This window comes from Planococcus alkaliphilus, assembly GCF_057031095.1.
The window spans coordinates 392179-413442 of sequence record NZ_CM168060.1; the positions used below are offsets into that span (position 1 = coordinate 392179).

Consider the following 21264-nt stretch of genomic DNA (forward strand, 5'->3'; position numbering starts at 1 on the left):
TACTATCAGAATGAGATAAGGCCATGGGGGACTATGGCTTTTTTTATTTACCGATGGGAAAGGGTGAAACGAATGAAAGCATTTGTGATTGAAACAGGAGAACTTAAGCTTAAAGAAATGGAAGAACCGAAAGCAAAGCAAGGCGAAGTGGTAGTAGCAATTCGGACAGCTGGATTGAACCGGCGTGATTTAGGGCTGGCTCGAAGATGGGGAAATAAACCGGAAGCTCTGATTATCGGTTCAGACGGGGCGGGCGTCATTGAATCCGTAGGGGAAGGTGTAAAAGACTTTCAAGTTGGAGATGAGGTCATCATCAATCCGGCACTCCGTTGGTATGACAATAGCGCAGCACCGCCAAAGGGCTTTGACATTCTTGGAATGCCGGATCATGGGACTTTTGCCGAAAAGATCGCTTTATCTGCAGAGCAAGTCGAGAAAAAACCTGCCCATTTGAGCTGGGAAGAAGCCGGCTCGTTAGCATTGGCAGGACTGACTGGATTTCGGGCGCTCTTTACGAAAGGGGGAACGTTAGCGGGCGATACGTTATTCATTCCGGGCGCTGGAGGCGGAGTAGCAACTTACTTGATCCAATACGCCAAGAATATAGGAGCACGCGTGATCGTGACTTCCCAGAGTGAAGAAAAGAGAAAGCGTGCGCTGGAACTTGGAGCGGATAGAGCAATTGACTCCAATAGCGATTGGGAAAAGGAACTGGCAGATGAAACGATCGACTTGGTCATTGACAGTGTCGGGCGTGCAACGTTCAATCGTTCGCTGGAGGTGCTAAAGCCGGGCGGACGCATCGTCATTTTCGGTGCAACGACAGAAGACAATGTGGATTTCAATTTGCGCAAATTTTTCTACGGCCAATATCAATTGTTCGGCTCGACCATGGGCAGCCGGGAAGAATTGCGGAACTTGCTCGTGCACATGGAAAAGTTCGACATGCATCCGATTGTAGACCGCGTTTTTGAGCTGGAAGAAGCCCAGCAAGCATTCGGTTATCTCGCAGAAGGCAAGCAATTCGGCAAAGTGGTCTTGAAAATAAATTCTTATTGATTTTTGAAACCATTCATCTCTTGGGCCGTATAATAAAGTAATAGAAAAAAGACTGGAGATGAAATGTATGCAAAACACAGGGATGAAAATTCTTGTTCACGCGAGCGCGTTTTTCGCACCGTTTTTAGTGCCGTTTATCGTGTTCCTTGTATCGAATGATGAAGAAGTGAAAAAACTGTCCATTCAGGCGTTGCTGTTCCAACTGGTGATGGGCGTCTTGTTGTTCGTTTCAAGCTTGCTGGTGATCGTGCTGATCGGTATTCCAATGCTAATTGTACTCGGCATCGTTACTTTGATCGTACCGATTTTGGGCATTATCCGCGCATTGAACAACGAAAAGTTCGATTACCCGATCGTCGGTGCATGGTATCAATAAAAAAGTCCCTTTGGGGCTTTTTTTTATTGAGCTGAAATGGAATTTCAGGTGAGCTTTTTCAGGTTGCGCGCGTTCGTGGAGATATGCGCGCGTTCAGGAGGAAATACGCGCGTTCACCGAGAAATACGCGCGTTCAACGAAAAATGCGCGCGTTCAGATGAAAATACGCGCGTTCACCGAATTTCCACGCCGCCCGACCACATCCAGCCACTGACATCAGCCAAAACGAAAAAACCTATCCGACGCGAGGATAGGTTTTTTGCTTATTCAACAATATAAGCCAATGCTTTGATCGCCTGGTCGACGGTTTCAACGGTGGCATTCGCTTTTTGCGACAATTCTTTCAGCGGATGGTGGAGCTTTTCCGGACGGATCAGAATGACGGGCTTGCCGGAAGCGATGGCAGAACTCGCATCCATTGCCGTATTCCATTGTTTGTACTGTTCGCCGAATAACGCGATGACGAGATCCGCTTTGTGCATCAAGACGCCTGTACGCAAATTATTGAAGCTTGAAGCGGCTGCGTCTTTGAATACGGCATTCGGCAGTTCGCCTAAAATTTCTTCGCCGATATTGTCGGAACGGTCGTGGTCTTCCATCGGGCCGACAAAGTCGAGCGGCAAATCCAAAGCAAGGGATTTTTTTTTGATTTCTTCGCGCCAAGAGCTGTGGATTTCTCCAGCAAGGTAAACGGTCAATCTCATTTTCGATTCCTCCCAGAATAGACTTTAGTTCCAGTCTATCATAGTTGGAAACCTTCAGATGATCAGGCGTTCTTTTTGCGTTACCGGTATCAATGAAAGCACATTCTCCATTTTGAACGTGCGTTTCTTGTGCCGGAGAAAGCAATAGGCTTGAAAAGATTCACCGCTGACTTTTAAAATCTTGACGCGCCGTTTGCTGATGGTGCCATCATTTGCCATATACATCATGTCCACAAGTTGCTGATGCTTAAATGCTTTAAGTATCTGTGCTTTCATCGTTTTCACTCCCTTAACAGAACGTTTGTTCTTATTATATCTCACAAGATGAAGAGAAACAAGCAATGTGTTTTCGTGTATAATGGAACGAACATATATTCTTTTATTCGAAGGAAGGGGCTTTTTTATGAAGTTTTTCCACACTGCCGACTGGCATTTAGGAAAGCTGGTCCAAGGCGTTTATATGACCGAAGACCAGCGCCACGTACTCGATCAATTTATCGAAGCCATTGAACAAGAACGGCCGGATGCCGTCATTATTGCAGGGGATTTATATGACCGCGCTGTTCCGCCGACAGACGCCGTCAACCTCTTAGATGAAGTGCTGGCGAAAATTGTCTTGGAGCTGAAAACGCCGGTTTTTGCTGTGGCTGGAAACCACGATAGCCCAGGCCGCTTGAATTTTGGCAGCCGGTTAATGAAAAATAATGGGATCCACATTGTCGGGCAAATGACTGCAAGCTTGGAACCCGTCGTTCTGCAGGATGCGTTTGGACCGGTACATGTCCATTTGATCCCCTACGCCGATCCGTCCCAAGTCCGCTACTCTTACGATAACCCTGAAATTCGTTCGCATAATGATGCGATGAAAGCCATTACCGAAAAAATCGCCAGCACACTGGATCAGGGCGCACGCCATATAGCAGTTGGGCATGCGTTCATCACGCCGCACGGGGAACCGGAGGAGAATACGAGTGATTCAGAACGCCCTTTATCGATCGGGGGAGCTGAGCATGTTGCTGCGGAGCATTTCAATCCGTTCCATTACACAGCGCTTGGCCATTTGCACCAAGCCCATTATGTTTTGAATGAAACCGTGCGTTATGCAGGATCACCTATGAAATATTCAATTTCAGAAGAGCATCACCAAAAAGGGTTTTTGGTAGTAGAAATGGATGAAGCTGGTGCTGTTTCTGTTGAAAAGCGGTTGCTCGAACCGAAAAGAGACCTTCGGACAGTGGAAGGGTTTATGGAAGAGTTGCTCAAGCATGAAGTGAATGAGGACTACGTCTTCGTGAAATTACTCGATGAGACACCGATTTTATATCCAATGGAGAAAATCCGTTCCGTCTATCCGAATGCTATGCACGTAGAACGCAAACATTTCGGGCAAGCTTCGAAACAAAGCGATTCAGGTTCGCGCCGGGAAATGGACCCAATGGTATTATTCAACGCCTTTTATGAAGAAGTGAAGGGCGAAAGAGCTTCGGAAGAAACAGAAGCGATTTTCAAAGACGTGCTGCAGGAATTTCTGCGGGAAGAAACTGATGAGAAAGAAGGGGTAAAGTAAATGCGTCCCTTAAAATTAAAACTGACAGCCTTTGGCCCTTATAAACATACGGAAACCATTGATTTTGCCGATTTGAAAGGCAATCAATTATTCGTCATTTCCGGAAGTACGGGATCTGGGAAGACGACCATCTTTGACGGGATTTGTTTTGCACTTTACGGCGCTGCCAGCGGTTCTGATCGTGCCGAGACGCGGAATCTGCGAAGTGATTTTGCAGAAGACGGGACCCACACCTGCGTCGAAATGGAATTCGAGATACATAGGAAAGTCTACCGGATTCTCCGGCAGATGGGCCATGTGAAAAAAGGCAACAAAAGTGCAACAGGCGAAAAATATGAGTTTTTTGAAGTGACAGATAAAGGCGAAGTGCCCTGTGTAGAACGCCAGATCGTGTCGGAAATCAACCGCCGGGTCGAAGAGATCATCGGCTTGTCACAAAATCAATTTAGCCAAATCGTCATGCTGCCCCAAGGCGAATTCCGGAAGCTCCTAACTTCTGAAACAGACAATAAAGAGGAAATCCTCCGGAAAATATTCAAAACGGAACCGTACAAAATGATCAGTGAGCGTTTAAAGCAGCGAAAAGACGCTGCCGCTAAAGCTTACCAATACGAAGAGCATACGCTTGCAAGCCTGATCAATGGGATTGCATCCGTCTTGCCGCAAAGGGATTCCGAACTATTCGAACTGCTGGAGCGCGAACATTTCAATGTCAATCAAGTGCTGAATGCGCTAGAACACGAAGCTGTCTACTACGACAAGAAAGCAGTCAACGATGAACAAGCTTATTTGGCTGCCTACGAGCTTCATAACGGCAAATTAGCAGGCTTCCACGAAGCGAAGAAATGGAACGACCGCTTGCAGGAACTCGAAGAAAAAAATAAGCGCTTAGAAATGATGAAAGAGCGCTTGCCTCAAATCACTGATCAAGAAATGCGATTGCAAAAGGCGGAGCGTGCCGGCCTGATTGAAGGGACAGAAAACCTATTCAAGGAATTGCAGGCTAATGAAATCACGAAAGAGCAATCGCTTGAAAAAGCGATCGCTGATGAGCTTCGTACAAGCGGCCAACTGAAAAATGCAGAATCCGCTTTTTCAATCGAACAAGGTAGAGAAAGAGAGCGGGAAGACATAAGCCAGCGATTGATTCAATTGGAAAATATCCTTCCAGCAGTACGTGAAATCGATGGCAAAAAACAGGAATTAAAAGCAATGGAAGCATCAGCTGCTGCGGCACAAAAGAACTTGTCGGAAGCGGCTGGAAAATTCCAGTCGGAGAAAGAGGCGCATCAACAGCTTGGGGAAACGATTTCATCTTTGGAGCAGAGACTGGAGCCTTTTGATTCAAAAAACATCGAATTGAATTCGCTGAAAGAGCAGAGCCGTGTGCTAAAGGAATTGCTTGCTGCAGAAACAGACTGGCAGACCCAGCAGCACACCCACCTGTTCAAGGAACAGCGATTCAAAGAATTAGAGGGCTCTTATCAGTCGCTGGAAAATAGCTGGTTAGCCAATCAAGCCCAAATTTTAGCTGCTTCTTTGCATGACGGCGAAGCGTGCCCGGTATGCGGAAGCATCGAGCATCCGCAAAAAAATTCAGCATTGCATCATACAGCAGTCACAAAAGAAGAGTTGGATGCGGCAAAAGCGGAATTCAGCCAAGCAGACGGAGAATACCGAAATGCAGCCGCCAAATTGAATGCCTTGGAAGAGCAATTGTTTTTGAAAAAAGAAAGAGCAGCCCAGTTTGGGGGCGTTCTGGAAGGTGCGTCTACGGCATACGAAGAAACAGAAGAGAAGAGAAAAGCGTTAGAACTTGAAGTAGCAGCCTTGTCGGCGGATAAAAAGCAGCTTCGTTCCTTGAAAGAACAACTTAATCTCCACACGGAAAAACTGGCTACTTTAGAGGCCGGCAAAAATGCAGCTGCAGAGAAAGCGCAGCAATTGGCTGCATCTTTCCAGACAGCAGCTGCTGTGTTTGAACAAAGTTTATTGGCGATTCCGGAAGACCTGCAGCATTTAGAGATTCTGGAAAAGAAAATACGCACCGTGAAATCCTTGAAAACTGAACTGGCGGATGCCTGGAAAAAAGTGCAGCAGCAGTTGCAGGAAGCGAAAGAACGGCAGGCAACGGCCGTGATCACTGTCAAGCATACGAAAGAAGCGGCAGAAGAAATTCGATTGAAAAAAGAAAAAGCCGAACAGCAATTCAAAGAAGCGCTGCAGAAATCGGATTTCGAATCAGCGGAAGCGTACCAGCAAGCGAAATTATCGAGCCAGCAGCAAACGGCGTTAAAGAATGAAATTCAGGAATTCAAGCAAAGCCATCATACATTGCGCGAGCAAGTGAAGGAATTGCAGGAAGCACTCCAAGGAAAAGCGAAAGCGGATTTGCAGGGAATGGAAGCGGAACTCGCCCACTTGAAGCAAGCCTATGAAGACTCCTTGGCCACGTGGAACCGTGCGAAAGAATGCCAGCTCCAGATCAATCAGCTGTCGGACAACATTTCCAAAGCTTCTAGGCAAGCCGCTGAAATGGAAAATCGGATGAACCGGGTCGCTGATTTGTATGATATGATCCGTGGACAGAATCAGCTGAAGATTTCATTTGAACGCTATTTGCAGATTGAATACTTGGAACAGATTATCCATTCAGCGAATGAGCGATTGAAGAACCTATCCAACGGCCAGTTTTACTTGATCCGCAGCGACCGCCAAGAAGCAAGAGGCAAACAGAGCGGCCTCGGGTTGGACGTTTATGATGCCTATACGGGGCAAACACGCGACGTGAAAACTTTATCCGGCGGCGAAAAATTCAATGCTTCGCTTTGCCTGGCGCTCGGCATGGCAGATGTTATCCAAAGTTTCCAAGGCAATGTCGCCATCGATACGATGTTCATCGATGAAGGTTTCGGTTCGCTGGATGACGAGTCATTGAACAAATCGATCGACACGCTGATCGATTTGCAGAAGTCAGGCCGAATGATCGGCGTCATTTCACACGTCCAGGAACTAAAAGCGGCGATCCCTGCTGTTCTGGAAGTGAAGAAATCGAAAGAAGGATTCAGCCAAACGAAGTTCGTCCTGAAATAAAACAGCATAGAGGAGGGGGCCAAAAGCATCCATTGTTTAAAGGCCTTCCGTTTAGTGAATGGTAAAGTAACACCCACTTTTCGGAAGGAAGGTGCATATGGATACCCTTCTCTATTTTTTATTTACTGCTGCTTATATGGGGCTTGTGATATGGGGACTCCGCCGGCAGCGTTCGTGGAATTTCATGTCATTCATCTATCTCGTCTTGCTTGGGCTGATCTATGACAATGGCATGATTGCACTTGGGAAATTTATCGGCGAAGGCCCGCTTCTAGAAAATTTGAGCTTGCTGCGTTTTTGGAGCCATGCTTTATTGACGCCTACTTTAGTGTTGTTTTCTTATGGTGCCTTGCGGGAAGCTGGAGTAGAATGGAGCAGGAAGAGGATAATCTGTGTCGCAGCGATTATCTATACCGTCGCTTTGATAGGGATCGAACTGCTGCTTGAAACGGTGGGCATGGAGTTGGAACTTGAAAAAGAATACGGCGTTTTGCGATATGTGTCTGCCGATCCGGCATCCGGACCGCCTATCATGGTTTTACTTGTTTCAGTGGTACTTATTGCAGCAGGGGCGGTTCTATGGAAAAAACGTGGATGGAAATGGATGCTGGTGGGAGCAGTCGTTATGACAATCGGCAGCGCGGTGCCTATCCCGGTGGATAGCTCAGCAGCAACGAATGCATTTGAACTTTTCTTATTAACAACATTGGTCTGGACCAAAGTGCATTTGGAACGACGACGCCATACATGAAGGAGCATAGCTATGAAAAATTTTACGGTTAAAACACGCATTATCTATTTTGCGATAATTGCACTGGTCAGCATCGCTTTCTTTGTTCTGCAATTATATGCGAACTCAGGCGGAGACTATGGAATAGGTTCCATTGTCGTCTTGATCCTTTGGGGATTGCTTGCGGCTTTTGGAATTGCAGGGCTTATTTTTACTTTGTCAAAACGGGACCGTCATAAAAAATGACGGTCTTTTTTTGAATAGAATGTCTATTTCGCCTTTAGAGAGAGCTATAGGAAATATGATAAAATTTAGATATCCAGAGAGTCGGGAGTGAACCAATAAATGACGAAAAAATTGAGTGCGCAAGAAGTGGTTGGCTTAATCGAACGAGGAGCAGATATTATCATTCCGATCGCTAACGGCGAACCGATCCATTTGCTTGATCTATTAGAAGAACATGCAGACCAGCTGCAAGGAGTAAAAATCCATCAAATGCTGGCTTTGCACAATCGCCCTTATATCGAAGGCGCATACGAAGGCCTTAAACACGTTTCTTATTTTCTAAGCGGTGCTACACGGAAAGTCTATCAACAGGCGAAGATGGAACTTGTTCCGAATAATTTCCACGAAGTTCCGCGCATGCTGCAAAAAGTGACGAAGATGTCGATGATGATGACGGTCGTGTCGCCAATGGATGAGCATGGATTTTTCACTATGGGGACACAGGCTGACTACGTTTCTGAATTTGTTGGAAAAGTCCCGTTCATCGTAGAAGTAAATGACCAGATGCCGAGAACTTATGGGCGCAATCAAATCCATATCAGCCAAATTGCAGGTTATGTGGAACATAACGCGCCATTGACTGAAGAAAAAGCGTCGCCGATTGGGGATAAGGATCTTTTGATCGCTTCTTCTGTGATCGAAGACATTAAAGACGGCGACACGTTGCAGATTGGCATCGGCTCAGTCCCAAATGCCGTCATCAGCATGTTGAAAGACCATCGCCATCTGGGGATCCATACCGAAATGCTGCCAGATGGCATTGTGGATTTGGTGGAGGCGGGAGCAGTGGACGGTACACGCAAATTTACAAATCCAGGGAAAATCGTCGCGACTTTTGCATACGGTTCTAAGAAATTGTATGATTTTATCGACGACAATCCGGTTGTCGAATTCTTGCCGGTAAGCATTGTCAACGATCCACGGGAAATTGCATTGGAAAAGAACATCGTTTCCATCAACGCGACAACGGAAGTCGACTTATTCGGCCAATGCGCATCTGAAACCGTTGGCGGCAAATACTATTCTTCAAGCGGCGGCCAAATCGACTTTGCCCGCGGTGTGCGTTTTGCTGAGAACGGCAAAGGCTATATCTGCATGACGTCGACCGCGAAGAACGATGAGATTTCCCGCATTAACCTTCGGTTGACGCCTGGATCGGTCGTCACCACAGGCAAAAACGACGTGGACAACATCGTAACGGAATACGGAATGGCCCGCTTGCACGGCGTATCCATTTCAGAACGGGCGAAGCGCCTCATTTCAATTGCGCACCCGAAATTCCGCGATGAATTGACGTTTGACGCAAAAAAACAAGGAATCATCATCTAATATAAAAGCGGCCATGGCGAGCCTTTCCTTAAGAAATTGAGGAGAGGTTCTATTTTTTTGCAATTAGATGAACTATACAAGAGAAATAAATTGCTATATACTTACCTAAGTAAGTAATTATGGGGGCGGTTAGATATGCAAAAATTATTATTCCATGAAATTCATCAGAAGTCGCGGCTTTCTGTTAAAGAAGTAAACGAAGCACTTAAAGAATTTGATTTATACAGCACGCAATGGTCGATTCTATTTTGCATCAAACAATTTGGTTCCATGACACAAAAGGAGATTTGGCAATACTTGAATGTTGAGGCTCCGACGGTCACAAGAACGGTGGCACGGCTTGAGGAAAGTGGCTGGGTTGAACGGAGAGAAGGGGTGGATAAACGGGAGCGCATCGTTTATCTGACCGAACGTGCGGAAGAAGCAGTACCGCAAATTACGAAGTGCATCTTGGAAGTGGAAGAGAAGCTTGTCTCTTCACTGACCGAAAATGAGCAGGCCCAGTTAATCGGGCTGCTCAAGAAAATAGGCAACGAAGCTGGACAAGAAAAGGATGTAAGCCATGACTGAAAAAAGACCGATTTGGACAAAAAGTTTTATCAATATTGCAGTTAGTACCTTTTTTATTTTTACTGTATTTTATGCACTATTAACGTTTCTGCCGATTTATGTAATGAACGCCTTGGGCGGCACAGCGGCCCAAGGCGGATTGGCTGTCTCCGTATTTTTAGTATCCGCCATTGTTATGAGGTTTTTTGCAGGAATGATTTTAGAGAAGTATGGAAAAAGAAGAATCTTGATCCTCAGTGTGCTGATGTTCGCGGTCAGCACCATTTTATATGTTTTCATTAATGATTTTACCTTATTGTTATTTCTCCGGTTTTTCCATGGAATTTGGTTTAGCTTGGTGACGACAGTCGGCGGAGCAATTGCAGCAGACATCATTCCGCCTGAACGCCGGGGAGAAGGGCTTGGGTATTACGGCATCGCAATGAATATCGCGATTGTCGCAGGCCCGTTCATCGCTTTGACGCTGCAGCCATTAATGGCTGCAAAAACGATTTTCATGGTTTTCAGCATGATCATGATCATCGGCTTTTTCTGTGCATTGGCGGTAAGAGTGGAAGAAGCACCGCCGTTGGTTCGGGAGAGCAAACATAAATTCACTTTGCAGGACTTTATCGAAACAAAGGCATTGCCGATAGCAAGTGTCGGATTTTTTGTTTCTTTCGTCTATGCGAGCATCGTGTCGTTTATCTCGGTTTATGCAGAATCATTAGGGTTGCTGAAAACAGCGAGCTATTTCTTCTTGGTTTACGCCATCGCCATGCTGCTCATCCGCCCATTCAGCGGCCGGATTTTCGATAAGCGAGGTCCGCATATCGTCATTATTCCTTCCTGCATCATGTTTGCCATTGGCCTGTTTTCGTTAAGCATTACGCAAACGCCGTGGATGCTCCTGTTATCTGGAGCTTTAGTGGGCTTTGGGTACGGCACATTGCTGCCAAGTTTCCAAACGCTTGCCATTCAAGCCGCAGACAAACACCGGAGCGGCTATGCGACTGGTACATTTTTTGCTTTCTATGATTCAGGACTGGCAATCGGGACAGCTTCGCTCGGCATCATCGCCGTTTCGCTCGGTTATTCGAACCTGTATTTAGTGTTAGCGGCTATGGTTCTGTTGATCGCTGTTTATTATCTATGGATTATGAAAGGCCGCATTGCTGCAGCCGAATAAATTAAAAGGCGCCCTATTAAACGGGGCGCCTTTTTTCGCGGATTAAATTACATTCAAGGAAACTTCTCCGATTCCTTCATAGCTCGCTGTGTAGACGCCTTTTTCAAGCTTTTTCGGAAGGATGAAAGTGCCCGAGGAAATCGACATGCCTTTTTCAACAATTAATCCGTGTTTAGCCAGTTCTTCTGTCAGCCATTTGACAGCATAGACGGGATGTTCCAAAACCGCTTTTGAGGAGTCCGCAGCGATTTCCTCTCCGTTGAAAGTCAATCGGCCTTGAATATCGGCAAGGTCCTCAAAGCGGAGCCCGCTTTTTGGCTCGCCAGTGACGATTTTTCCTGCTACGGCACTGTCGGCAATGACTTGGCCGAGTGAGAGCTTCGGAAACCAATCGTCAAACCGGGAATCCGGTACTTCGATTCCAGGAGCTACAAGCGTTTTTTGCAAAATCGTTTCGACATCATCTTCTGCCGACAATTCTTCTTGTGCAATGAAAATCAATTCGAGTTCAATTAAAGGCGAGCACATTCCATCGAGTTCAATCGTTCCTTCTGAAAGAGCAGGAGTCGTCAAAGCTCCGTATAAAGGTGTATCGGAATGGAAAAGTTCCTGGGTTTCCTTACTCGTCAAACTGATTTTATACCCTTTTAATTCTTCATTGGCTTCATCGGCTTTTTTGGCGGTTAACGCATGCTGGATGCCGTAAGCTTTTTCTTTTTCAAGAAAAGCGGGAATTTGGTCTTTTGAAAGCGGCTTTCTATGGATGTAGGCCTCAAATAAGGCATCAGCCAATCGCTGATCGTTCAAGTCAAATTGTTCCATTGTCTCTCTCCCTCCGGAATTATTAGAATAATCATATCATTTAATTTCGAAGAAAGCAGGGAGGATAAGAAAAGGAGTTGTCCAAAAGTAATTTGGAACAACTCCTTTTGCAGCGATAGACTTTTTTTACAGAACGTAGAAGTAAACCGAAAGGAAATGGCAAAGGCTGCCGGCCAAAATGAAGAGGTGGAAAATCTCATGGAAGCCCAAATACTTGGAAGAAAGAAAATCGGGTTTGAGCCCGTAGATGATTCCGCCGACTGTGTAGAAAAGCCCTCCTGCAACGAGAAGCACGAGACCAGGGACAGACAAACTGTCTGCTAGAGGGACGACTGCAAAAATAATGATCCATCCCATGGCGATATAGATGGCAGTGGATAGCCAACGCGGAGAATGGAACCACACCATCTTAAAGAGAATCCCGCTGATTCCGAGTACTGCCACGATTGTAAAAAGAAGAGTTCCGAGCTTGCCGTTTAATGCGATCAAGCAAAAAGGAGCATATGATCCAGCGATCAAAGCGAAAATCATGGAATGGTCCAACTTCCGCAAAAACGCAATGACGGATGGCTTGGCGAGAGCGCTGTGGTAAATTGCAGAGGCCGAATAAAGGCAAATCAAGCTCACTCCGAAAATAATGACCGAACTCAAATGTGATGCCGGCGCTTGATCATAGGCAGCCTTTATCACCATAGCAAGCAAAGCTATAAAAGATAGAACGGCACCTAAAAGGTGGGATAATGCATTAAAAGGTTCGCGTACGTAAGTTTTCATTATAATGTGCCCCTTGTCTTAAGTAGTTATTAAAACTACTTAAGATGATACTCTTGTTTAATTCGATGGTCAAGCTTGGAGGATATTGAATAATCATGTAGAATAAAAAGTAATAACTAACAGGGCGAAGGTGAAAGATGTGGCTGAAATAAAAAAGCTGGCAGAAGGTTTGGCGCTTGATAAAACCATCTTTTTAGAAGATATACCCAAAATCGACTTATATATTGATCAAGTCATTCAATTATTCGAAACGAGCTTTGCGGAAACGAAAAGAACGGGCGAAGAGAAAATCTTGACGAAGACCATGATCAATAATTACGCCAAAGGGAAATTGTTTTATCCTGTGCAAAATAAGAAGTATACACGCAATCATATTATGTTGATCCACCTGATTTACCAGATGAAGAGCGTGCTATCGATAAATGATGTAAAGCAAGTATTGGATGGTTTAAATGAACGGGCGGAAAAAGAGCAGCTGAATTTAGAGAGTTTTTATGAAAGTTATTTGCATATCCAACAAGGCGGTGTCGACTTTTTCAAAGAAGGGCTCGACCGCCAAGCTGACTTGGCAAAGAAAGAAGCGGCTGCCATGGAAAATCCCGATGAATTGGAACAGGTTTTGCTAATTGCCTCTCTTGTGCATACGAGCAATTTATACAAACGAGCAGCTGAAAAATTAGTGGATGATTTGGTGGAACGGAGGAAATTGCGATGACGAAAGTATTGATCGATGCAGACGGTTGCCCGGTTGTGGATTTGACGATCGCTTTGTCCAAGCAATTCGAGCTGCCGGTTCTGCTGATCTGCGATACTTCCCATATTATGCAGCGCGAGGGGGCGGAAACGATTACGGTATCCAAAGGTGCGGATGCAGTCGATTTTGTCTTAGTCAACCGTGTAAAAAAAGGAGATGTAGTCGTTACGCAAGATTACGGTTTAGCTGCCATGGTTCTTGCGAAAAAAGGGCATCCGATCGATCAAAATGGCCGAATCTACTCATCGGAAAATATTGATCAATTGCTTCACGGCCGCCATGTCGCTAAAAAAATTCGGCAAAGCGGCGGACGCATGAAAGGCCCCAAAAAAAGAAAGCCGGAAGACAATGAAAAATTTCAGCAAAGTTTGGTGGAATTATTCAATGAGATTGTTTCTGAATAACGAAATGCTCCGGGAAATTTTATCCCGGAGCATTTCGTTATGCGCTTATATAAATTTGCTTCAATCGTGTCAGATGGTCCAGCGATTATTCACAATTGCGACCAAGATCCATTTGCCTTCGCTGTTTTTCTCAAAGACCATATTCAGGTTTTGCCAGTCCATGTATTCAAATTCTGCCGAACCGGCGTTATAGAATTCGACAATGGTTGCATTCGGGAAACGTTCTGTAATCTGCTCTCTTGTCATCGGCTGATCCGTCCGTCCATACCGTTCTTTTTTCTGGTAAGCAGCGTCCATCAGGTATTCATCATAATATGCTGCCGGTGTTAGCCGGATGGGGAATCCGCTGCCATCTTCAAAGCCCCATTCATATTCCTGCTGGTCTGCCATAAAAGCACTTACTTGGTTTTTGGAGAATGTGAGGCCATTGCCATCCAAACATCCGCCGCTGTAAGGGCAGAAAACAAGCCCTTTCGAAGAGCTTACATATTTGGCAACGTCGTTAAATTTTTTGCCCTGCAAAGCGCCTAAAATCTCGTTGGCAGTGGCAAGCAATTCACGTTTGTCTTCAATGAAAGTAGGTTCAATGGCCCGTGCAAGGAAAGCAGCGAATTGAGCGCGTGTGACAGGGTTTGAAGGACGGAACCGGTTGTCCGGGAAACCTTTCGCGACGCCTTGATGGGCAAGCCTTGCTACAGCTTCATTCGAAACGGTATTTGGTCCCATATCCAAAAATCCGGAAGGTGGAGCAGCAGGGAAATTAAAAGCCCGGTCAAGGATCATCGCAGCTTGGCCGCGGTTCAGATGGGCATTCGGCCGGAACGTATTGTCCGGAAAGCCGAAAATGATGCCTTCTTTTACGCCAGAGTCGATATAGCCTGAAGCTGGGTGGCCGGCACCTACATCTTTAAATGGCGTTTTGCGTTTTGTGCCATCCAGTTCGAGTGCACGTCCGATCATTACAATGGCTTGGGCGCGGCTTACTGTGGCATTGGGCCGGAATGTTCCGTCATCGTAGCCGGACACAATTCCTTGTTCGTGGAGATAGATGATTTCGAAGGCGAATCCATGGGTCGCTGGGACATCATCAAAAGTTACGACAGCGGAAGCGGGAAGAGAAAACATACTGAAAGCAAGGATGATAGAGGCTGCAAACGACAAGAGCGTTTTCATCTTTAATCCCTCCCTAGTTACTGCAATTTTAACACAAATACGAGCGGAAATATATAAAAAGACTGTATTTTCTGACAATATAAGTGTTTATTTAAACCTTTTAGACAGAGGCACATCCTCTTTTTTATTTGTAATAAGGCAAAGTGGAAAATGTGCCGCTGATTCACGTTTTTCTTCATTTAGGAAAGGGAATACGAAGAAAAAGATCTGAAGCAGGAGAGGGGATTTCGATGGATAAATTACTGATTGCTGTAACCAATCATGCAGCTCTTGGAACGAAGGGGAAGAAAACTGGGTTATGGCTGAGGGAACTGACAGATTTTTACCATGAAGTGAAAAATGATTTTGAAGTGGATATCGTCAGCACCTCGCACGAGCGGGTTCCGTTGGATCCAAGAAGTTTAATGGCGGTTCTGACAAATAAAAAGACACGTGCTTATTACCAAAATGATGAGCTGATGGACAAGGTGAAAAATCCGAAAGTGCCCGAAGAAGTAAATGCCGCTGACTATGCTGCTATCTATTTTGCAGGCGGACACGGAACGATGTGGGATTTCCCGGATAACACAGGCCTGCAAGATCTTACAAGAGCGATTTATGAAAACGGCGGGATCGTTTCAGCTGTTTGCCACGGACCGAGCGGACTACAGAATGTAAAGTTGTCGGATGGAAGGTATCTGTTATCTGGACACGTCGTCACTGGGTTCTCAGATCGGGAAGAAAAATTGATGGGCTTGTACAAGCACATTCCTTTTTCGCTCGAACAGGCATTAAAAGAACGCGGCACTTTATACAAACAAGCTTCTCTTCCAATGGCTGCCTGTGTGCTGCAGTCAGGCCGACTGATTACAGGGCAGAACCCGGCATCGGCACAAGGAGTTGCGCAAAAACTTGTTGAACAATGGCCGAAACTGAAGCACGAAGCTGCCGCGCACAGAGAGTAGGATTAGGCTTTGCTTTTCCATCTCTCAGCGTACTCCATAATTTCAGCAGCGTAATCTGTCTGGATGATGTTCATGTGCTGATCTAAAAACCAACCCCAGCCTTTATCTGGTTCCAATAGAGACAATGAGTCCGTATGATGGGCATTTTCACCGGTGTCGAGTGCATTCACCCACACATTGCTGGCATTTCGCATTTTCGCCAGAACAGGCTTCGAAACCACTTCATCTGTTTCATGCGCAAAGAGAATTTCAATTGCTAAAGGTAAAATCCGGGCTATTAAATCGTCCAATTCATAAAGGTTGCTGTCCTGCAGTTTGTGCATATAATGGAGCGGCTTTGGTTTAGATTGTAAAAATGCAGCGACTTTCGCGATGGGTTCGCCGCTTTTCAGTAATACATGGTCGAATGTTCCAGTTTCTTCGACCAAATTGTAAATTTCTTCTCGGTATTCCCATGCTTTATCTAAATTCAGTAAAGCTCGGCCTTTTGCCAAAAGGAGAACTTCTTTAAGTGTCGGTATTTTCTCATTGGTGAGTTTTGCGCCAATGCCGCCGCTTTTTTCTTTTAAAAATAATATTTGAAGCTGTTCTAAGCTTAGTTCAGAAATCCTGCCTTCGCTGTTCGTCATGCGATTAACTGTGATATCGTGCATAACGATTAAATGCCCGTCTTTAGAACGCTGAATATCGATTTCAATGATATAAACGTTTTGCCTGAAGCATTCTTGAAAAGCCTTAATGGAATTTTCAGGAACATTTCCGCAGATTCCTCTATGCGCTGCTGCAAAGAAAGGATAGGATTTGCTGGCCAATGCATGAAAAAAATCATTGAAATTCTTGAAGCCGGAAAGTGGCTTGTATTGTTGAATTGCCATATCGATCCCTCCTTACTTTTTGGTAGATTACTCAACTTTTCCCATAGCGAGAGGTCTTAAACGTTTATTTCGAAAAGAGTCAACTAACTTAAAGATTATTGGAAATAATTTATTGAAATAACGGAAGTCGATAAAACCAAAGAAGTTATCTGCAGCCATTCAATCAAAAGGACGGTTTTAAAAACGGTAAAAGCAGGAGGGGATAGAAGTTTCTTACATGGGGGGGATCTAGGGAGTGTTTGACTGCTTTTCTTGATGATTTTCATTTTCGCCCAAATTTTACGTGTGTGGGCGCTCGCTTCTTTGGGGACGTTTTAGAATACTCAAATATTGGTTCTTCCTGGCGCAGAAAAAGTAAAGAGCGGTCCTTACCGCTGGATTCCGCATCCGAATTAGGTGGTAGTAGCACTGGAAATCGCTTCGCCTCCACTTCTATTCGATGCATGGCGGACAGCTATCCTATTTAGTATTGCTAATGCATTGCTTCTTTTGTTCGTGCGGATTCCAGCTGAAGAAAAAGCGCTGCAACAATTAAACGGCTAGCATCAGCAAAAAAATCTTTTCAATGAGTAGTTAAAAAGTAATTTTAAGGGTATACAGATTAGAAGACAGTTTATCAGTTTCTATTTGGAGGGGTATAAATGAAAAAATCAACAATGAATACAGTAATCGGCAGCGCTTTGGCAGCGGCTGCAGGAATTTTTGTTTTTAAAGCGTATCAGGAAAAAAATAGCGTAAAGGTTCAAGAAGACTCGGACATGCGCAATAGCGTAGAAGCAGACCGCCGGGAAAGTGTTAAAGCGGATCTGGACCCAGCTGAAAAAGGCTTGACCCAATTGGATTCTGCTTATCGTGATGAATGGCAGGCAAACGGATTCCCGCAAACTCATAGAGAAATGAAAGAACTTGAAGAAGAATAAACAATTCCGGCAAAAGAGTGAAAGTGGAGGCAACTCTTGCTTTCGCTCTTTTTTGCTGGAATTTTTAAATTGAAAAAAGAAAGGAGGGCTTTTTATGTGGATTAAGAAACCGTTTTTTGAGTATGCAACTGGCACTTTATTAATCGTTATTATTTTATTCTTTTTAGGAAAGATCGACTACGCTTTTTGGCCATTCAAAGTGATTATTGCGACGGTATTTGCGCCAATCGTGATTGCTGGCCTTCTGTATTATATTCTGCGTCCATTATTGAAGCTGCTGACGCGCTACATCCCGAAACTAGCAGGAATTGCCCTTATTTTTTCTTTGATAGCGATTGTCCTGGTGTCCGTCACTTATTTCTTCGGGCCTCTGCTAAAAGACCAAGTGACAAGTCTCGCAGAGCTGGCACCGGAAACAATCGAAGAAGTGACAGCAGATTCCGATGAAGCAGTTTCTGAGTTCGAGTTTGCCGGAGTGACAGGAACTGAGTTGAAAAGTTATTTAACTTCCTACACGGAAAATTTATCGGATGGTTTAATGGAGAATGTTATGGGGATTCTTGGCATGCTAATGAATATCGCTGTAGTCTTGATTGTTGTGCCCTTCATTCTTTTCTTCCTATTGAAGGACGATGAAAAACTAAACCCTCATTTAATGAGGTACCTGCCAGAAGAACATCGGCTAGAAGGAAGGAAATTATTGCGGGATCTTGATCAGACACTTTCCGACTATATTGTCGGCCAAGCGATTGTCGCGTTTACGGTAGGCGTATTGATGTACATCGGCTACAGCATCATCGGCCTGGATTATGCCTTAGCACTGGCAGTCTTCGCGATGTTTTTGATTATCGTTCCGTTTTTAGGGCCATTGATCGGGATCATACCGGCCATATTCGTGGCTTTAATGAGCGGTGAGCCGCTGATGGCTGTTAAAGTTCTCATCGTGCTTTTAGTAGTCCAGCAATTAGAAGGGAATTTGGTCACGCCGAATATTATGGGAAGCCGTTTGAATATCCATCCGTTGACGATCATTCTTTTGCTGCTGATAGCTGCTGCGCTTTACGGTTTTGTCGGTATATTAATCGCTATTCCATTATACGCAGTGTTAAAAACAGTAGTTCATAACCTCCGTTTATTTATTCGGCTGAGAAAAAAACGTCAAATTTCCAAAGAAGTAGCTAAAAAGAACTAGGCAACTAAGGAATTAGTTGTCTGTTTTTTATTTTGAAGGTTCTGATTTGTAGAATATTGTGATATATTGTTGGAGAGATGAATTTCATCACATAAAGGGGGAAATGAATTGAAAAAGATTAGTTTATTAATGCTTCTTATGGCAGTCATGCTTATTATCGCAGCTTGTGGATCAGACGATTCGGCTGATGATTCAAGCGGTTCGTCAGGAGATGGCGGAAGCGAAGGCACAAAGTATACAGTTGGTATCGATACTACATATCCACCATTTGAGTTTGAAGAAGAAGGCGAATATACGGGTATCGACATTGATTTAATTACAGCAATTGCCGAAAACCAAGGCTTCGACATCGAATTTAGCCCAATGGATTTCAGCGGAATTATTCCGGCTTTGCAAGCAGGCCAATTGGATATTGCGATTGCTGGGATGAGTATTACAGATGAGCGCAAAAACGTAGTGGATTTCTCAGACCCTTACTTTGAGGCAGGATTAACTTTAGTAGTTTCATCAGACAACACGGACATTGAAACTTTAGAAGATCTAGAAGGCAAAACAGTAGCGGTTAAAAGCGGAACAACTGGAGCAGAATTTGCAAGAGCAAATGAAGGCGAATACGGCTTCACGGTTTCACAATTTGAAGACAGCCCATCTATGTTCCAGGAAGTTTCAAATGGCAACGCAGATGTATTGATCGAGGACTATCCGGTTATCGCTTATGCGATTTCTGAAAGTGGATTAGATCTGAAGACTGTTGGGGAGCGCTTAAACGGCGACCAATACGGAATCGCTGTATTGAAAGGCGAAAATGCAGATGTGTTAGAGCAGATCAATGCAGGTCTTCAAGAATTGCGTGATAGCGGAGAATACGATGAGATTCTTGCTAAATACATCGCAGAATAAGAATGGGTTGCAGCGCGCATTTGTGCGCTGCATTTTTTATACAGCATAGAAATTTGATTTGCGCATTCGGTGTCTAGAATTCAGCACTCAGCCGCCGGATCTTAAGCCTGTCAGAGCTAAATGAGCGCTTGCGCTTTTCTTACAAAGGAGATGTCTCGATGGATACGATTAGAAATGCCTTTCCTTATTTGATGGAAGGTTTGCAAGTCACGCTTTATATCTTTGTCATTGCCATTATTCTTGGATTCTTAATCGGTCTAGTTGTCGCTTTGCTTAGGCTTGCGCCGATTAAAATATTAAATTGGATCGCTAAAATCTTTGTAGATGCTATTCGGGGGACGCCGTTCATCGTCCAGCTATTCTTCATTTATTTTGGATTGAATTCCCTTGGGTTTTTCTCATTGGACAACACTACAGCCGGAATTGTAACTGTAGCCATCAACGCCGGAGCGTATTTCTCAGAAATCATTCGGGCAGGTATCCAGTCAATTGACAAAGGGCAGACAGAAGCAGCACGTTCGCTTGGGCTGAATGCCACGCAAAACATGCGCTTTATCATTTTGCCGCAAGCGTTTAGAAGAATGCTGCCAACCATTACAAACCAAGCCATCATTTCTTTGAAAGATACGTCGCTCTTATCGGTAATCGGAATTGCGGATTTGACGCAAGAAGGGCGGATCCAAGCGAGTGCCACATTTGATGCTTTTAATGTGTATCTGATTGTCGGCATCATTTATTTCGTGGTCATCTACTTGCTTTCAATGTTGGCTAGTTTTGTGGAAAGGAAGTTTGTATTGCGATGACAATGATCAGAGTAGAGAATTTGAAAAAATCATTCGGCAAATTGGAAGTGTTGAAAGACATCAGCACAGTAATCGAAGAAAAAGAAGTGGTGTGCGTAATCGGTCCGTCCGGATCAGGGAAAAGCACGTTTCTCCGGTGTTTGAACCGATTAGAGGATATTACCGGGGGCCATGTGTATATCGAAGGCGTCGATATCACCGAACCCAAAAACGACATCAATAAAATTCGCCAGGACGTTGGAATGGTATTTCAGCAATTTAATTTATTCCCGCATAAAAGCGTGCTCGAAAATGTCACCTTGGCGCCAATGAAATTGAAGAAGAACGATAAAAAAGCGATTACGGAAAAAGCGTATGAACTATTGGATAAAGTCGGCTTGCGTGAAAAGGCGAATGTCTACCCCGGCCAATTATCTGGTGGACAGAAGCAGCGGGTGGCAATCGCCCGTGCACTTGCGATGGATCCGAAAATCATGCTTTTCGATGAACCGACTTCTGCACTCGATCCGGAAATGGTGGGGGACGTGCTGGATGTCATGAAGCAATTGGCTTTAGAAGGCATGACGATGGTCGTCGTAACGCATGAAATGGGATTCGCACGTGAAGTGGGTGACCGTGTCATGTTCATCGACGGCGGTTATATTGTCGAAGAGAACGTGCCGGATGAATTGTTCGGAAATCCACAGCATGAACGGACAAAATCATTCTTAAGCAAAGTATTATAAAGAACACGCCTTGCGCGTGTTTTTTTATGGGGATTTTCAGTTAGAAGCGTATTTTGTCAGCATTGGGGCGTATTCGGCTAGCTTCTGTGCGTATCTA

23 protein-coding genes and 1 pseudogene are annotated in these 21264 nt (G+C 44.8%); 18 read left to right on the forward strand and 6 right to left on the reverse strand.

Annotated elements, in window-relative coordinates:
• Window positions 1–72: 72 nt before the first annotated feature.
• Together AC2EXB_RS02110 and AC2EXB_RS02115 are read left to right on the forward strand one after the other, a co-directional pair.
• Window positions 73–1059, forward strand: a complete 987-nt coding sequence (locus tag AC2EXB_RS02110) for a zinc-binding dehydrogenase (protein WP_483603361.1) — start codon at window positions 73–75, stop codon at window positions 1057–1059.
• Window positions 1060–1126: 67 nt separating this feature from the next.
• A complete protein-coding gene (locus AC2EXB_RS02115; protein WP_052653442.1) occupies window positions 1127–1435 on the forward strand; it encodes a DUF4870 domain-containing protein in 309 nt (102 codons plus the stop codon).
• 263 nt (window positions 1436–1698) lie between these two features.
• Here the strand turns inward: AC2EXB_RS02115 and AC2EXB_RS02120 are convergent, their stop codons facing one another.
• Both AC2EXB_RS02120 and AC2EXB_RS02125 read right to left on the reverse strand, forming a co-directional pair.
• Window positions 1699–2139, reverse strand: coding sequence for a YtoQ family protein (locus AC2EXB_RS02120; protein WP_483603362.1), 441 nt, complete (start codon window positions 2137–2139; stop codon window positions 1699–1701).
• Window positions 2140–2193: 54 nt separating this feature from the next.
• Window positions 2194–2415, reverse strand: a complete 222-nt coding sequence (locus tag AC2EXB_RS02125) for a hypothetical protein (RefSeq protein WP_052653439.1) — start codon at window positions 2413–2415, stop codon at window positions 2194–2196.
• A 127-nt stretch (window positions 2416–2542) separates the two neighbouring features.
• Between AC2EXB_RS02125 and AC2EXB_RS02130 the strand changes: the two genes are divergently transcribed.
• From AC2EXB_RS02130 to AC2EXB_RS02160, 7 genes are all read left to right on the forward strand, one after another.
• Window positions 2543–3706 (forward strand): exonuclease SbcCD subunit D, encoded by a 1164-nt coding sequence (locus AC2EXB_RS02130; RefSeq protein WP_483603364.1) that lies wholly within the window; start codon window positions 2543–2545, stop codon window positions 3704–3706.
• Window positions 3707–6799 carry an SbcC/MukB-like Walker B domain-containing protein gene (locus AC2EXB_RS02135; protein ID WP_483603366.1) on the forward strand — a complete coding sequence of 1031 codons (3093 nt, stop codon included), beginning with the start codon at window positions 3707–3709 and terminating at the stop codon, window positions 6797–6799.
• Window positions 6800–6896: 97 nt separating this feature from the next.
• Window positions 6897–7550 (forward strand): hypothetical protein, encoded by a 654-nt coding sequence (locus AC2EXB_RS02140; protein WP_483603368.1) that lies wholly within the window; start codon window positions 6897–6899, stop codon window positions 7548–7550.
• A 12-nt stretch (window positions 7551–7562) separates the two neighbouring features.
• Complete coding sequence (locus AC2EXB_RS02145; RefSeq protein ID WP_235198043.1) at window positions 7563–7775, forward strand: hypothetical protein; 213 nt, start codon at window positions 7563–7565, stop codon at window positions 7773–7775.
• A 99-nt stretch (window positions 7776–7874) separates the two neighbouring features.
• Window positions 7875–9143, forward strand: coding sequence for an acetyl-CoA hydrolase/transferase family protein (locus AC2EXB_RS02150; RefSeq protein ID WP_483603370.1), 1269 nt, complete (start codon window positions 7875–7877; stop codon window positions 9141–9143).
• Window positions 9144–9278: 135 nt separating this feature from the next.
• The gene (locus AC2EXB_RS02155) at window positions 9279–9713 is read left to right on the forward strand and encodes a MarR family winged helix-turn-helix transcriptional regulator (RefSeq protein WP_483603372.1); all 435 of its coding nucleotides are present in this window, start codon (window positions 9279–9281) and stop codon (window positions 9711–9713) included.
• Window positions 9706–10881: an MFS transporter gene (locus AC2EXB_RS02160; RefSeq protein WP_483603374.1), complete on the forward strand. Its 1176-nt coding sequence runs from the start codon at window positions 9706–9708 to the stop codon at window positions 10879–10881. The genes AC2EXB_RS02155 and AC2EXB_RS02160 overlap by 8 nt, the downstream gene beginning before the upstream one ends.
• A 42-nt stretch (window positions 10882–10923) precedes the next feature.
• On the opposite strand, the gene AC2EXB_RS02165 is transcribed toward AC2EXB_RS02160, so the two are convergent.
• Window positions 10924–11703 (reverse strand): 2-keto-4-pentenoate hydratase, encoded by a 780-nt coding sequence (locus tag AC2EXB_RS02165; RefSeq protein ID WP_483603376.1) that lies wholly within the window; start codon window positions 11701–11703, stop codon window positions 10924–10926.
• Window positions 11704–11829: 126 nt separating this feature from the next.
• Window positions 11830–12477, reverse strand: a complete 648-nt coding sequence (gene trhA, locus AC2EXB_RS02170) for a PAQR family membrane homeostasis protein TrhA (protein ID WP_483603378.1) — start codon at window positions 12475–12477, stop codon at window positions 11830–11832.
• Window positions 12478–12616: 139 nt separating this feature from the next.
• On the opposite strand from trhA, the gene AC2EXB_RS02175 reads away from it, so the two are divergent.
• Window positions 12617–13192 (forward strand): DUF1836 domain-containing protein, encoded by a 576-nt coding sequence (locus AC2EXB_RS02175; RefSeq protein ID WP_483603379.1) that lies wholly within the window; start codon window positions 12617–12619, stop codon window positions 13190–13192.
• Window positions 13189–13635, forward strand: a complete 447-nt coding sequence (locus AC2EXB_RS02180; RefSeq protein WP_483603381.1) for a YaiI/YqxD family protein — start codon at window positions 13189–13191, stop codon at window positions 13633–13635. The genes AC2EXB_RS02175 and AC2EXB_RS02180 overlap by 4 nt, the downstream gene beginning before the upstream one ends.
• 69 nt (window positions 13636–13704) lie before the next feature.
• On the opposite strand, the gene AC2EXB_RS02185 is transcribed toward AC2EXB_RS02180, so the two are convergent.
• Entirely contained in the window at window positions 13705–14808 is a 1104-nt protein-coding gene (locus AC2EXB_RS02185; RefSeq protein WP_483603383.1) for an S-layer homology domain-containing protein, read from the reverse strand.
• 230 nt (window positions 14809–15038) lie between these two features.
• Here AC2EXB_RS02185 and AC2EXB_RS02190 point away from each other — a divergent pair, with 230 nt between their 5' ends.
• Window positions 15039–15752, forward strand: a complete 714-nt coding sequence (locus AC2EXB_RS02190) for a type 1 glutamine amidotransferase domain-containing protein (protein WP_251477651.1) — start codon at window positions 15039–15041, stop codon at window positions 15750–15752.
• A 2-nt stretch (window positions 15753–15754) separates the two neighbouring features.
• Here AC2EXB_RS02190 and AC2EXB_RS02195 read toward each other — a convergent pair whose 3' ends face one another.
• Window positions 15755–16627 (reverse strand): glycerophosphodiester phosphodiesterase family protein, encoded by an 873-nt coding sequence (locus tag AC2EXB_RS02195; RefSeq protein WP_483603385.1) that lies wholly within the window; start codon window positions 16625–16627, stop codon window positions 15755–15757.
• Window positions 16628–16957: 330 nt separating this feature from the next.
• Here AC2EXB_RS02195 and AC2EXB_RS02200 point away from each other — a divergent pair.
• The 6 genes and pseudogenes from AC2EXB_RS02200 (at window position 16958) to AC2EXB_RS02225 (ending at window position 21167) form a co-directional block, all read left to right on the forward strand.
• Window positions 16958–17170 (forward strand): annotated as a pseudogene (locus AC2EXB_RS02200) (isoprenylcysteine carboxylmethyltransferase family protein).
• 98 nt (window positions 17171–17268) lie between these two features.
• Window positions 17269–17547, forward strand: a complete 279-nt coding sequence (locus AC2EXB_RS02205; RefSeq protein ID WP_483603387.1) for a hypothetical protein — start codon at window positions 17269–17271, stop codon at window positions 17545–17547.
• 94 nt (window positions 17548–17641) lie between these two features.
• Window positions 17642–18739 (forward strand): AI-2E family transporter, encoded by a 1098-nt coding sequence (locus AC2EXB_RS02210; protein ID WP_483603388.1) that lies wholly within the window; start codon window positions 17642–17644, stop codon window positions 18737–18739.
• Window positions 18740–18847: 108 nt separating this feature from the next.
• Window positions 18848–19639: a transporter substrate-binding domain-containing protein gene (locus tag AC2EXB_RS02215; protein ID WP_483603390.1), complete on the forward strand. Its 792-nt coding sequence runs from the start codon at window positions 18848–18850 to the stop codon at window positions 19637–19639.
• 158 nt (window positions 19640–19797) lie between these two features.
• Window positions 19798–20442: an amino acid ABC transporter permease gene (locus AC2EXB_RS02220; protein WP_235198056.1), complete on the forward strand. Its 645-nt coding sequence runs from the start codon at window positions 19798–19800 to the stop codon at window positions 20440–20442.
• Complete coding sequence (locus tag AC2EXB_RS02225) at window positions 20439–21167, forward strand: amino acid ABC transporter ATP-binding protein (RefSeq protein WP_311195604.1); 729 nt, start codon at window positions 20439–20441, stop codon at window positions 21165–21167. Before AC2EXB_RS02220 ends, AC2EXB_RS02225 begins: the two co-directional genes overlap by 4 nt.
• Window positions 21168–21264 lie beyond the last annotated feature (97 nt).

Excerpts from the sequence above, each read along its gene's own strand:
- AC2EXB_RS02110 (WP_483603361.1), top strand. The coding sequence starts at position 73 with ATGAAAGCATTTGTGATTGAAACAGGAGAACTTAAGCTTAAAGAAATG.
- AC2EXB_RS02115 (WP_052653442.1), top strand. The coding sequence starts at position 1,127 with ATGCAAAACACAGGGATGAAAATTCTTGTTCACGCGAGCGCGTTTTTC.
- AC2EXB_RS02120 (WP_483603362.1), bottom strand. The coding sequence starts at position 2,139 with ATGAGATTGACCGTTTACCTTGCTGGAGAAATCCACAGCTCTTGGCGC.
- AC2EXB_RS02125 (WP_052653439.1), bottom strand. The coding sequence starts at position 2,415 with ATGAAAGCACAGATACTTAAAGCATTTAAGCATCAGCAACTTGTGGAC.
- AC2EXB_RS02130 (WP_483603364.1), top strand. The coding sequence starts at position 2,543 with ATGAAGTTTTTCCACACTGCCGACTGGCATTTAGGAAAGCTGGTCCAA.
- AC2EXB_RS02135 (WP_483603366.1), top strand. The coding sequence starts at position 3,707 with ATGCGTCCCTTAAAATTAAAACTGACAGCCTTTGGCCCTTATAAACAT.
- AC2EXB_RS02140 (WP_483603368.1), top strand. The coding sequence starts at position 6,897 with ATGGATACCCTTCTCTATTTTTTATTTACTGCTGCTTATATGGGGCTT.
- AC2EXB_RS02145 (WP_235198043.1), top strand. The coding sequence starts at position 7,563 with ATGAAAAATTTTACGGTTAAAACACGCATTATCTATTTTGCGATAATT.
- AC2EXB_RS02150 (WP_483603370.1), top strand. The coding sequence starts at position 7,875 with ATGACGAAAAAATTGAGTGCGCAAGAAGTGGTTGGCTTAATCGAACGA.
- AC2EXB_RS02155 (WP_483603372.1), top strand. The coding sequence starts at position 9,279 with ATGCAAAAATTATTATTCCATGAAATTCATCAGAAGTCGCGGCTTTCT.
- AC2EXB_RS02160 (WP_483603374.1), top strand. The coding sequence starts at position 9,706 with ATGACTGAAAAAAGACCGATTTGGACAAAAAGTTTTATCAATATTGCA.
- AC2EXB_RS02165 (WP_483603376.1), bottom strand. The coding sequence starts at position 11,703 with ATGGAACAATTTGACTTGAACGATCAGCGATTGGCTGATGCCTTATTT.
- trhA (WP_483603378.1), bottom strand. The coding sequence starts at position 12,477 with ATGAAAACTTACGTACGCGAACCTTTTAATGCATTATCCCACCTTTTA.
- AC2EXB_RS02180 (WP_483603381.1), top strand. The coding sequence starts at position 13,189 with ATGACGAAAGTATTGATCGATGCAGACGGTTGCCCGGTTGTGGATTTG.
- AC2EXB_RS02185 (WP_483603383.1), bottom strand. The coding sequence starts at position 14,808 with ATGAAAACGCTCTTGTCGTTTGCAGCCTCTATCATCCTTGCTTTCAGT.
- AC2EXB_RS02190 (WP_251477651.1), top strand. The coding sequence starts at position 15,039 with ATGGATAAATTACTGATTGCTGTAACCAATCATGCAGCTCTTGGAACG.
- AC2EXB_RS02195 (WP_483603385.1), bottom strand. The coding sequence starts at position 16,627 with ATGGCAATTCAACAATACAAGCCACTTTCCGGCTTCAAGAATTTCAAT.
- AC2EXB_RS02205 (WP_483603387.1), top strand. The coding sequence starts at position 17,269 with ATGAAAAAATCAACAATGAATACAGTAATCGGCAGCGCTTTGGCAGCG.
- AC2EXB_RS02210 (WP_483603388.1), top strand. The coding sequence starts at position 17,642 with ATGTGGATTAAGAAACCGTTTTTTGAGTATGCAACTGGCACTTTATTA.
- AC2EXB_RS02220 (WP_235198056.1), top strand. The coding sequence starts at position 19,798 with ATGGATACGATTAGAAATGCCTTTCCTTATTTGATGGAAGGTTTGCAA.
- AC2EXB_RS02225 (WP_311195604.1), top strand. The coding sequence starts at position 20,439 with ATGACAATGATCAGAGTAGAGAATTTGAAAAAATCATTCGGCAAATTG.